The organism is Prevotella sp. C561, from assembly GCF_000224595.1.
Lineage (GTDB): Bacteria > Bacteroidota > Bacteroidia > Bacteroidales > Bacteroidaceae > Prevotella > Prevotella jejuni.
This window is the reverse complement of the sequence record NZ_JH114162.1, coordinates 6,344-19,000: the sequence shown is the minus strand read 5'-3', so window position 1 is coordinate 19,000 and position 12,657 is coordinate 6,344. Positions and strand designations below refer to the sequence as shown.

Genomic DNA, 12,657 nt, shown 5'->3' with positions numbered 1-12,657 from the left:
CTTGAATGTGATCTTTGTTGTGATTTGCTTCAAAATGTGTATCTTTGCATTAGCACGTACAACACACATTAAAGTTTCCTATATTTCTTCAAGTTGTGATTTGCTTCAAAATGTGTATCTTTGCATTAGCACGTACAACTTCTCTTTCCTCCTGGAGAAAAACCGTCTAGTTGTGATTTGCTTCAAAATGTGTATCTTTGCATTAGCACGTACAACTTAAAAGTTATATTTACCTGTATTACAGCAAGTAACAAGACTTTTGTACAAATAAAAAATGCAAAACAAAAGAGTCCTATCACAATGATGGGACTCTTTTTTAGAATAATTCTAGTTGCTGTCCTGGAGCATTAGGTTCTTGTGGCTGAGTTCCACGAAAAAGCTCTATCTCACCAAATTGTTTATCAGTAATGACCATAATACAGACATTACCAGAATTAGGCATAAATGATTTTACACGTTTCACATGAACATCTGCATTCTCTCTGCTTGCGCAATGACGAACATAGATTGACAATTGAAACATTGTAAAACCATCTTTCATCAAATCTTTTCGGAAGATAGTATAAGCACGCTTTTCCTTGTTTGTATTCGTTGGAAGATCAAAAAAGACCATTACCCACATAACCCTATATTCGCTAAGTCGTTGCATCAAAGAAAGGAAGGATAAGAAATTTCACGAGCTTCCCCATTATAGCACTTCGCAAGACTTGCAGTTGTCAAGCCTGCAGCAATCATCAATGGGCTACGCTTACCACCTATAACAACATCAAGAACTGGTATTGACAACATTTCCCGCTTTAAATCTACTGTCAAATCATCTGAAATCTCCATCTTTTTCATCGTTGAAAGGACCAGGTCATCCACAAACGGGCGATAAGGTTCCATAATATCGTCTGCTAAACAATATGCGTTATAGCGGTTATGATGATGAATTCCATAGACAGGTAACAGTCCACTCCCCACCAAAGCACGAGCAATCACAGCACGAAGTATTGCATATCCATAATTCAACAGATTATTAGGTGGAATACCATCCTTATCCCTTGTGAAACCATCAGAAAAGAGATTCTTCCAGTAATAGGCTGCAGCTTGCGCTTCGTGGTTATCAGCATCGTCACTCCTGACTTTACGAGCAAGGACATGGAGCGGAACAAATGATTTAGAAGTATTCTTCTGTAAACAATATGCTTGATTCTCTATCTTAGCTTTTACCGTTTGTTGCCACAGCTGTTTACGCAATGGAATTGCAGCTTCTATCTGATTACGAAAACGCTCCTGATGCAATGTATTGCCAGAAAGAGGAAGTAACATTCCCGTAGGCATACATTTACTATCACAGGTTATTACTGCAGCAGAGTTAGCTACTAACTCTGCTAAAGCACCTTGTGTAATGGTTATCTGCTTATTGTCCAATACCACAACACCAATATCTTCTATAGGAACCGTTCTGATAGTTTCCTGTTTTATGATATCAGGAAGTTCTGCTTTCTCCACTTCAGGAAGTCGGATAACCAACTGCCCATTACGAAGTGAGAGATAAGCAGGATTCCCAAAATATAAAGTTTTCTTTATCATCGGTGATTGAAGATTATCTTACCATTCTTAATAACAAAGTCACGATTCTCACCCATAATAAGAAAATTAAGAGATTTTACACTACTGCGAATTGACTCTGGAAGATTTTGATAGTCAACTGTCTTACCAAGAGAACGTCCACGTTCTTTCGATGTAGACAAATGATGAGTCATTAAAACTAAATTGCTCTGTGACTCAAAACGATTAATTTTATAAAGGCGACGACTCAAATTTACATTATCTAAATCATATAACTCCGCTGGATTATCCTTATAAAGCAAAATCATATCGCCAGTACGCAACTTATAATCAAGCATAAGTCGATTACCTTTCTTATCGGTGATAAACTCTGGAATATCCTCTATGTCAGATTTACGATGACAAGAAACATCATACAAGCTGTATATTCTAAACTCACGAATCTTACCATTTGTATAACAGCACATTGCATACAAATCGCCAACTGCAGCATAGAAATAACGCTTGTATTCTTTCTCGGATTTATAAGTTTGCTCTTTTATCTTCAAGCCACTTTGAGGGGCCTCACACCTCACATGTCTTATATGATGCAATTTAATGTCAGGCATACCATTCTTTCCTTTCTTTATCATATAGATACCCTGCTCACAAGCATCCTTGAAAGATGTTTCTGCAGGGAATTGCCCTTTCATCAAAGCAAAAAGCTCCTTATCAACAATGGCTTTTCCAAGGTCATCCCACGAAGCAAAGCCACTGTCGGCAGCAGATTTCTTATACTTTAATTCTCTACGTATTACAAATTTAATCGTAGGATTTACTTGAGGACGTCCCTCTTTCATCAGAACTTTTCCTTCATCATCCTTTGCAAATTGTGTTATCGCACCATAATAACTTGCCTTATGGATTTCACCTCGCAAGGCATCACCAGTCTGCCACCGAGGATTATCTACTCCTCCAACTATATACCCCTTCTTTCTTAATCGGCGACGAACTGGTGTAAGAGCTTGATTCTTAATATGGTGATTAACAATGATATTATCATTTATAAACGTACCAATTTCTGAAACATTATGACCTATCCTACATACCTTGACTTCCATTTGAAGTTTATTCTTCAAACCTTCAAGTTCTTGTATCAGCCCTGTCCTATCCTCACTACCAGAAAAGGATAACATCTTATTAATCTCTTCAATCTTAGCAAATAACTCCAGCATACGATCTCTCTTTGCAGAAACTGGGATTATCGTCAGAGTTGTTGCGTCTATAGCATGATGAGAATGTAAGCTACGGTCTTTCTTTTCGTCTACACTTTGTATACCAAGTATCTTTCTGAATTTAGCAGTTACATCTCCTCGTTGCACATCTACATGTGGGAATATGCTCTTCAGATATAAAACTGCATGACGAGTTATAACTCGTGTATCCACAAGCTGACTGTTCTTAAATCCGTCTGTAACCTCAGTAACTGTGAAGCGTTCCAACTTCTTCTTCCAGTATTCCAACTCCATCTTCCACAGATGCATCTCACGCATACATTGGTCTTTACGGTCTTTATTCTGTGCCCTTCTTGCCTGCCCTTTCCAATATTCAACATTACGATTTAAACGCTCAACTCTTTCTACCCAACGTTGTAACTGAGATGTTATAGCAGGATACTCTTTACCATCTATAGTAATAGCCTTATCATAATTCGGCATATCTGTAGGAATATGATTTTTCTTTATGAAACGGTTATAATGAGCATCACATAAAGTCAGATTCATATCAGAACTGTCAAAACTAAGACTCTCTGGAATGGTGTGTTCAATATCAAATGCATTTGGATCAAAAAGATTTGATAGGTTTATGGTACGACCAGTATACATACACTGCCCTCCCTGCTCCAGCCAAAATTTATACTTCTTTATATCCTTATTGTAGGTTTTGGATCCCGTAAAGTAATCTACCTCACGTTGGTCTATTACATACCGTGCCTTATCTATATCATCTGTACTTATACCATCACGTTTCGGATAAAACTCTTCAAGAATCTTCTTTATCTTCTCATTTTCATCGTGACGGATTCTGTTATAAGTATCCAGAGCCCACTTTCTATTAGCATCATTCAACTCACGAGCTGTCTCTACGACCACTCTTGTTTCATCTGGAGATATAACACCATCATCCAAAAGCTGATTAACCCTTCTCCTTAAAGTATTAAGCACTCTCAACACTGTTGGGTTCTTTATTGCACCTATATCCGGATTACCCAATCTTAAAACAGATCGATCCTTACCAACTGAAACTGGGCGGTAAATGGTAATTTGTGAAGGATGATATAACTTTTTCCATTGCTCTCTCTCAACCATTGGGAATTTCTTTGTAAGATAGTTCTCAAAACTTTCCCCCAACTTAGGTGACTCTACAAACTTACGCTCATGACTTCTAAAGAAATCCTGATACCTGTCACGAACTTTTTGTAAAATATCTGTCTGCTCATTAGCATCCATCAGACTCCACCGCCTTGCTCCCAAACTATTTTCAATTTGTCTGATAATATCTTTTTCATCAGACTCATCTAATAAATACTCATAGTTATGATCAGCGAAACGATATTCTTCTGATACTGATTTATATTTGGCTATGAGGCCATTAACAATACTATTAATGCGTTTGTCATAATTAACCTGCGCCTCTACAAGATAATAGTCTTTCGCTATAGACAACAACTCCTCATCAGAAACATCTACAAGTTCTGGGACTTTAGCAAGTATCACAGCATCAGAGTATTTCAATCCCAACATCAATATCTTATTGATATTACGAATCGCCTTCTGACTTAACATAGCATAACCTTGGGGCATTGCCGACCAGATGCGAACGAGCTCCTCCGCTTTTTTCCTCTCCAATCGTAAGGTTTCTTGAGCAAAGGCAAGCACTGCTTCTGGCTCCTCCGCATCATAACAGAAATGCCATATATCTTCAATAGAATATGAAACTCTATGGAACGAGATATTATTCTTACTATGCGCTTGCCTCTCTTTTTGTCCTTCAACACGGAAGGATTCCCATTCCTCTCCCAGCATCTTTCTGAACCGAGCAGTTATAGGACAACCGGCAACACTCGTACTGTCCTTATAGTTAATAGTCTTATCATTGTAGGAGAAATGAATACCCAGTCGTTTTTCAAGATACTTACGAATATCTTCGAATTTGAACTCAGTCCTTACAAACGCAAGAAAGCATTCATTATAAAGATCCAGACGTAACTTCATAGGAAGTTGTTCGTCCAATGTGTCTACAGACATTCTGACTTTGATATTATTAATCAATGTCCAAGCACGGAATTTCTCAAACAAAGGATGACCAATAGCACAGCGAGGCTTTGAACGTTCAAGTGTACACTTTCCCACATTCCCCCGTTGCGAACGCAAAGGACGCTTATAAAAAATTGTACCAACATTTTTCTTCTCACTTATAAGGCGTTCATATAACTCGCTTTCTACTGACAGTCCTTGTTGGAACTTAAAGATGGTCTCTATCTCGTGCTGGAATTGTGAACGTATTGCACGGTAATCATTATTGTTGCGAACTCTTACACCTTCGTCTTCCAACTGGGCAAAAGCTGCACCAACTGTCAGTAAGTTATGCTCCTTCATATAGGTAGACAGGCCCTTTGAAAGTTTCTCTTCCGAAGCTTTCATTGCACCTGCTACATCTGGTATCTCATCTGTAGACGACGGTTTACTATTAGTTTCTTGCTGCGACAAAGTCTCTCCCTTACTACTCTTAAAGCCACGATGCTGTGCTATATGGTACAAAGCACGTCCAAGTTTATAACGTTCAATAGGCTGTTCAAAATCAAATTGGCGTGTTACAAGTTCTCGACGCAGTTGGTATGGACTGGAATAATCTGGTCTGCCATCGCCGTTAAAGTCCAAAAGTATCCATGCATTGAAATCCTTATCATCAATTGGATACTCTCTAAAAAGCCCTTTTCGTTTATCATAAGTACACCATCGCATTAATGACTCTGAACTCATCGGACAGAAACCGTGCTTAATGAGTAAATTTAATGTAGCCCACAATCTACGCCGTCTTACCTCATTCAACCCACGACTTCTTCTATGTGCAGAACGCTGTGCAGCCAAAGAATATTCACGTCCATTACTTTCTTTATTAACACTACTCCTGAAGATATCAGAAGAAAAGAACTCTAACTGCCATTGTAGATCATCTGAGAGGTCCAAGTTTCTAACTGCTGAACCAATAGAATTAGTACCAAGATCTAAGCCTAAAACTTTTTGTGTCATATTTTTAAGAATTTGTTTGTTTTATCAGAAATAAGTTGTATATTTGCACTCAGATACACAGTGAAGACTTTTCACAACAAGGCTATAAGCCGAAGATTTTCTTGTACCCTGCGGTCAACCACAGGGTCTTTTTTTATATCTTCTAACCCCACGCAGATTCTATTTAGGTTTTTAGTTGTAATTTAACTGCGCATAACTATCTATTATGCAAACTTATATATTTTTTTATAAAATTCCAAATAAACAATATAATTTATTCCTTTTGCTGCAGAATAATTACTTTTTGATAATAAACACCATCCTCACTAATTGCCCACTAAATACCTTTTACATACTATCACAGGCTCTCCCATTATTGACAGATGCAATAATGGTAAACGCATCAACAACGTGATATGGAAAGGGATGTCATTTTATCATACCACAAAGATGGTATTTTTAGATAAAAAAGACTATTCGTGGTAGTTTTTGTAATAATTACAAGGAATATTCTTTGCCGTTTACGGGGAATTATATATCTTTGCCGACAATTTCAGAACGAGGAGTGGAAGACTACTGTTAACGAAATTCTAAAGACAAAAGGACAAGGGATTTAGTGGATAACATTCTGAGTGAGAAAACGAGTTCATTATAGGATAATAGTGAGTTCATTATAGGATAATAGTGAGTCTATCATAGGGTAAGAGCATATCCAGCATGGATGTAACTTAAAATCATCGTAGAATAAAACCTGCACACAGCAGACGAGAAGATTAATTAGAGTAAGTCAAAGGCCTACTCCCAGTTAGACGAGAAGAAAAATTAAAGTAAGTGAAAGGCCTGCTCACAGTAAATAGAAAGCCTAATTAGAGTGATTAAAAGGCCTGCTCACAGCAGACGAGAGGATTAATTAGAGTAAGTCAAAGGCCTACTCCCAGTTAGACGAGAAGAAAAATTAGAGTAAATAAAAGGCCTACCCACTGTAAATAAAAAGCCTAACGATAGTGACTAAAAGGCCAGCTCACAGTAATTAGAAAGCCTAATTAGCGTAAGTGAAGGGCCTACTTATCGTAAAAAAGAGGCTTAATTAGGGTAAGTGGAAGGCTTAAACATAGCAGATGGGAAATAAAAAAATAGTGGACAAAAAGCTAAGAACTGGCAGAGAGAGATATAAAAGAGTGTTTATTAAATTCATGATATAAATCAGTAACAGATTATGAGTAAAGTTAATTTATTATTAGACTTCGTTCTAAATACCGCAGCATCGCTGAAAGGTACAGGTATTCATTTAATACGTATAGCAATCTTCATCATCTTTGTATGGATTGGTGGGTTGAAGTTTTGGAACTATGAGGCAGAGGGTATTGTGCCATTCGTGGCAAACAGTCCGTTTATGAGCTTCTTCTACACAAAGAAGGCACCAGAGTATAAGGACTACAAGCTCAAAGAAGGCGAGTTTGACAAGGTCAAACACGACTGGCATGAAGCCAACAACACCTACACCTTCTCTCATGGTTTAGGTATTGCCATTATGTCATTTGGCATTTTGACCTTATTAGGTATCTGGTTTCCAAAGATTGGTTTCGTTGGTTCAGGCCTTGTCATTCTCATGACGTTTGGCACGTTGTCCTTCCTTGTCACGACTCCCGAAGTATGGGTACCCGACTTAGGAAGTGGCGAGCACGGGTTCCCGTTACTTACAGGTGCGGGTCGTCTGGTCATCAAGGATGTATGTATTCTGGCCGGAGCGGTCGTTGTCTTGGCCGATTGTGCACAACGAATTCTTAAAAAGAATAAGAGATAAAACGATTAAAACAACGAGGGGGATGTGGCGACACATCCCCTTTTTTCGTCTCTCTCGCTAAACACGTCGGCAACTGTTCAGTAACATTTATCGCAGAAAGAACATTACACATTATATCGTCTCACCATGATATACACTATTAATGTATCCGTCTTTCTCCCTTCTCCTACCTACGCATATAACAGAAAGAACGTTTCCCCTGCCCATAAACTGAATATTTACACCACGACAAGAGGGTCAGTCTTTCGCAAGATGGTCCTAAAATAATCCTTTCACACCCCCCTTTCTCTATCATACGGAGCCTCAACATCGTGTGTACAAATCCTCTACACAACATTTGAAAGCGGTAAAAAACACTCACAGATAAGCCTTTCAAGGGTTTATCCGACCACTCGAATAATGTTTCAAGCATCCCATTCCACATCTCGGAGAACACCTGTAAAACCATGAAGAAAACATTACATAACACCGAGTTAAACACCCTCTACACAAGGGTATAACCTCCCCTACTATCAACATTATAACCATCAATGAATCAACACATTACAAACAGCATTCGAGAAGACGCCCTTCATGCCTCAAGAAGGGCCTTCTCTGCATGCAAGAAGGGCATGTTCTCGAACGTAGAAGGGCCTCTTCTATCACCTTAAAGAGCATGTACTATGAATAAGAGGAGCGAAAAATGTTGACAAGGGGAGAAGGTGGATGTGGGGACCTCCCCCAGCCCCTCCGAAGGAGGGGAGCCCAAACCTGCTATGAGAAAGTACACGATGTTTGTTTTTGTGGGTATGAAATATGATGTTACTTACAAGCTGCTTTAAGACTCAATACTAAACAACTTGTATCCACATAACCTTTTTATCAACACCTAACATTCAATACCTAACACCTATGAAAGCATTTCATCAACAACTAACATTCAACACCTAACACCCATGAAAGCACTTCATCAACAACTAACAGTCAACACCTAACACCCACAAAAGCACTTCATCAACACCTAACATTAAACACCTAACACCCACGAAAGCACTTCATCAACACCTAACATTAAACACCTAACACCCAATACATCAACACTTAACACCCAACACATCATCACCTAACACCCACAAAAGCACTTCATCAACACCTAACATTAAACACCTAACACCCAACACATCAACACCTAACACCCAATACATCATCACCTACCATCCAAGAAAACATCCAATAACACTCTCTCAGACGCCACTTTTCTACAAACAATATAAGATAACATCGTCAATTCTCAGAGTAATTCGTTATCTTTGCAGACAAAGTTAAATCCAATGACTACGGAATACAATATACAGGCAAAGGTGCGTCTTCTTATCAACTGGCTCTGTTTGATACTATTATTCGTCATCACAGGCTGCAAGGAGACAGTCCCTTCACGGTCGATATCAGAGCGAGAATTCCACTATGCCGACCGTTTGTCTGCATTGTCTATAGACAAGACTGGCTATTGGATTGGCGGAGAGACGGGTGTTATATGGCATATTAATGGGGACGAAAGGAAGCGTTATTACACAGGACTCGACCGCATCTATGACGTAGAACGCGACCCAGCACACCCTAATCAGATATGGATTGCATCACGTAATGCCGGTCTGCAGTTATGGAATATAGCTGCCGACACACTCCTCCATCAGCTTACGTACGACATTCCCAGCAAGGGTAGCCGCTATTCTCCCTACGATATAACGATTACAGCCAAGCACCTCTATGTCGCTACGTCACAAGGTCTTTTCTCCATGCCTATCAGTCAGCCGCAGCAAGGACTGACCCTACTCTACCCTATCAAAGCGACATCAGCAACCCAGTGTTGCGAACCCTTCTTGGTCAACAACCTCTGCCCCGTCGATGACAAGTGGCTCTTTGCTGCCACACAGGCCGGAGTAATAAGCATAAACCTACACACGCAGAAGACAGAACTACGTCATAAAGGTGAGAATATACGCAAGGTAGCCTTCTATGACGGTCACCTCTGTATTCTTTCTGACAATCAACTAACGATAGAAAACATCAACGGAGCTGACAGCAAGCACTTTCCACTGCCCCAGTCGGTGCTGTCCTTTTATAAAGCAGGCTCGACCTACTATTTCATTACATCATCGAGAATACTCCTATCCGACAATTTAGAGCGTTTTGTCAGTATTCCTCTCCGCAATAATGTACCCGACAATCCACATCGGATAGCCATTGCCGACGACGGAAACGGCTTCTCCATCCTCCTTACAAAGAACGCTCTATGGCGCATCCCCCACCATCTTGGCATCTTCAATGCCAATCCTCCAGTCGTTGCAGCATGTAGGATGGGTAATGACCTCATCTATGTAAACAACCAACACGAGCTGTTTCGCCAGAAAGCCGACGAACTCATAGCCAAGAAGGTATATGACTTTGAAGACGACGAGTTGCCAAAAGAGATGTTTGCCGATGGCGAAGACATCTATTACTATACGGCTAATAATCAAGTGTTCAGGCTCAATATTGGCGAACAATACCTTATCAACCAACTCTTCAAGCGTCCACAACTGCTGACACAACCAAGGACACGTATCACCTCGATGGCCCTTCTATCCCATGAAAACAAACTACTACTTGGTGTGCAAGACTATCTGCTGTCAGTAGACTGCCGTAATGGGAAGACAGACACGGTGAAGTCGATGAATAACAGGTATATTACAGCCTTCCATCAAAGCCAAGAAAGCGGCAAGATATACATCTCGACCCTTAATCATGGTGTGTTTGTCAGCAAGGGAAAGCAGGTGGAACGCATCGCAGGAACCGAGCACATGGTGTTTGTCAATAGTCTCTGCACCTACAATTCGCCACGCCCTCGCCTACTCCTCCTCACCAATCACTATCTACAAATACAAGGAGCTGACTCCATTCGAACCGATGGAAGCAATCAAATCTTTTGTATCAATGACAGTATTGTCTATACGATACCAGAGATGGGGATACATAAATACAAGATAAAAAACAACCGACTCTACGATTGTGGTAGTTTCTTTGATGACATACACTTCAATGCTCAGGCCGCTTTCAGCCTTAACAACACGCTCTACATTGGTTCCGACCTTGGCGTGATACAGTTGACTCCAGACAAAGAGGAGGCTGCCAAGTGGGTTACCTTTGATAATAAAGCCCCCAGCCTACAACTTATTGGTATCATCCTCTTCACGATGATGAGTATAATAGGTATTATTCTCTTCAGCTATCGTAGGCACAAGACATTGACTTACAGGCAACTCCAGCTAAGTAAAGACGACCTTCGCCATCGCTTAAAAGCGTTGGCAGGCCTAAAAGACAGACTGACAGAGAACGAACAAAACACACTTGAAGCTATTAGCAATGAGATAGAAACGATTAACATCAGTTCTCAAAGTCTGCGAGCTAACAATGAGCTGTTCGCCAACCTGTCGGCTCGCATTGCCCGACTAAACCGTGACACAGCCCTCCAGATGGTGAAGTTTCTTAACGAACAAATCGACCGCATCCAACAATACGAGGTGTATGAATGTAGCCAGATGATACACGACTCGGAAGAAGCCCGTAGCACAGATAACATCGAAATCATCATCGAACAATGCAAGAAGAACGAGGTGTGTCTCAATCATATACAAGAGATTAAGGAGCGACTCGATAAGTTCTATCGGTCGACCGAGGACACGCTCGTCCTCAGCGGACTGAACGATGGCATGAGAGAAAGGCTGCAACATATACAAGAAGCAACCAAACAACTGACGATAGCCGAGGTCTATTCAGACTTTATCGTGGTCAAGGAACAATACGAAAACATCTTTACTCCTAAGGGGCTAAAGGTTATTCGCGATTATATCTCAACCAATATCGTAGAATTGCAACGGCTGAAAGGCTATGAAGAGATGGCTGAAAGCCTATTAAACGAACTGCAAACAATAGAGAAAGATATCGACAATCGTGACCGTATCGTACTGCTGCGTCTGTTGCAAACTATCGACAATCGCATCACACAAATCAAGTACTTAAATACGCTCCAACAGCTGATAGAAGAATATACCACCATACACGACAATATAAAAAAGGAGAATGAAGAGCGGAGAATGAAGAAGTTTCATTCAAAACTCTTTGCTGACATCGACTCTGCTACACGTGATGTCACAGACCAGATAGCGCAAATATTAGAGCAATTCTTCATTAGCTTTGCCACAACAGACAAAGAAGTATGCCAAGAGATATTCCACTTTACGAGCGTAAACAGCCAGCAAGTGCGGGTACTCATCCTGCTGCTTGCAATGCCAAGAGTGAAGCGTACACTCCTGCCGGGGATGTTAGGTATCTATGGAAACCTAAACCCTGTTGTCAGTCGACTCTATCATAGTAAGATAGGAGATAACAAGACGCTACTCGACGAGTATTGTAAGCGAAATACAAGTAGTATCGTCAATTATATTACAAAGCTATCAGAATAATCATAACAACTGATAACCAGCATATTAAGAATAGTTGCATCCATTTATTTTAGGCAAATAATAGGATGCAACTATTTTTATTTAGCCTTTTAATATACCTTTGCAACAACATAAACAAATAGTCTTTCGTGAATTCAACAAGCAAGTGCAAATTTACTTAATTAGTTCGTAAAAGCAGTCCTGTGGTGTTTTAAAATCTAATTTCTTTCTTGGCCTCATGTTAATTTTCTTTGAATACTTAGTTATTTGTTGCTGGCTGATATGCTCAAAGGTTTCTTTTTTTGGCACGTATTGCCTAATTAGTCCGTTAGCATTTTCTATAGCGCCTTTCTGCCATGAAGCGTATGGGTCAGCAAAATATATGGTAACACCAAGGCTTTTGGCTATCATTTCATGACAAGCGAATTCTGTACCATTGTCAGTTGTAATAGACTTGATATGGTCTTTGAAAGGAGATAGTAAGTGTATTACAGTTCGTGCCAGTTCTTTGGCATTTTTCCCCTTCTTTAGTTTTCTCTATAAACAACTATGTTTGTACTACGTCTCT

The 12,657-nt window shown here is 40.0% G+C and carries 5 protein-coding genes and 1 pseudogene; 2 read left to right on the top strand and 4 right to left on the bottom strand.

Annotation, left to right across the window (positions count from 1 at the left end):
- Window positions 1-316: 316 nt before the first annotated feature.
- The 3 genes from cas2 to cas9 are packed head-to-tail and all read right to left on the bottom strand — an operon-like array spanning window position 317 to window position 5,846.
- Entirely contained in the window at window positions 317-649 is a 333-nt protein-coding gene (cas2, locus tag HMPREF0666_RS15385) for a CRISPR-associated endonuclease Cas2 (protein ID WP_009013305.1), read from the bottom strand.
- Window positions 649-1,575 (bottom strand): type II CRISPR-associated endonuclease Cas1, encoded by a 927-nt coding sequence (gene cas1, locus HMPREF0666_RS15380; RefSeq protein ID WP_009013304.1) that lies wholly within the window; start codon window positions 1,573-1,575, stop codon window positions 649-651. Before cas1 ends, cas2 begins: the two co-directional genes overlap by 1 nt.
- Window positions 1,572-5,846 carry a type II CRISPR RNA-guided endonuclease Cas9 gene (cas9, locus tag HMPREF0666_RS15375; RefSeq protein ID WP_009013303.1) on the bottom strand — a complete coding sequence of 1,425 codons (4,275 nt, stop codon included), beginning with the start codon at window positions 5,844-5,846 and terminating at the stop codon, window positions 1,572-1,574. Before cas9 ends, cas1 begins: the two co-directional genes overlap by 4 nt.
- Window positions 5,847-7,041: 1,195 nt before the next feature.
- On the opposite strand from cas9, the gene HMPREF0666_RS15370 reads away from it, so the two are divergent.
- Together HMPREF0666_RS15370 and HMPREF0666_RS15365 are read left to right on the top strand one after the other, a co-directional pair.
- The gene (locus HMPREF0666_RS15370; protein WP_009013302.1) at window positions 7,042-7,629 is read left to right on the top strand and encodes a DUF417 family protein; all 588 of its coding nucleotides are present in this window, start codon (window positions 7,042-7,044) and stop codon (window positions 7,627-7,629) included.
- A gap of 1,310 nt (window positions 7,630-8,939) precedes the next feature.
- Window positions 8,940-12,110 carry a hypothetical protein gene (locus tag HMPREF0666_RS15365; protein WP_009013301.1) on the top strand — a complete coding sequence of 1,057 codons (3,171 nt, stop codon included), beginning with the start codon at window positions 8,940-8,942 and terminating at the stop codon, window positions 12,108-12,110.
- A gap of 153 nt (window positions 12,111-12,263) precedes the next feature.
- Here HMPREF0666_RS15365 and HMPREF0666_RS17005 read toward each other — a convergent pair.
- Window positions 12,264-12,626 (bottom strand): annotated as a pseudogene (locus tag HMPREF0666_RS17005) (IS30 family transposase); the annotation flags it as partial.
- Window positions 12,627-12,657 lie beyond the last annotated feature (31 nt).

Excerpts from the sequence above, each read along its gene's own strand:
- cas2 (WP_009013305.1), bottom strand. The coding sequence starts at position 649 with ATGCAACGACTTAGCGAATATAGGGTTATGTGGGTAATGGTCTTTTTT.
- cas1 (WP_009013304.1), bottom strand. The coding sequence starts at position 1,575 with ATGATAAAGAAAACTTTATATTTTGGGAATCCTGCTTATCTCTCACTT.
- cas9 (WP_009013303.1), bottom strand. The coding sequence starts at position 5,846 with ATGACACAAAAAGTTTTAGGCTTAGATCTTGGTACTAATTCTATTGGT.
- HMPREF0666_RS15370 (WP_009013302.1), top strand. The coding sequence starts at position 7,042 with ATGAGTAAAGTTAATTTATTATTAGACTTCGTTCTAAATACCGCAGCA.
- HMPREF0666_RS15365 (WP_009013301.1), top strand. The coding sequence starts at position 8,940 with ATGACTACGGAATACAATATACAGGCAAAGGTGCGTCTTCTTATCAAC.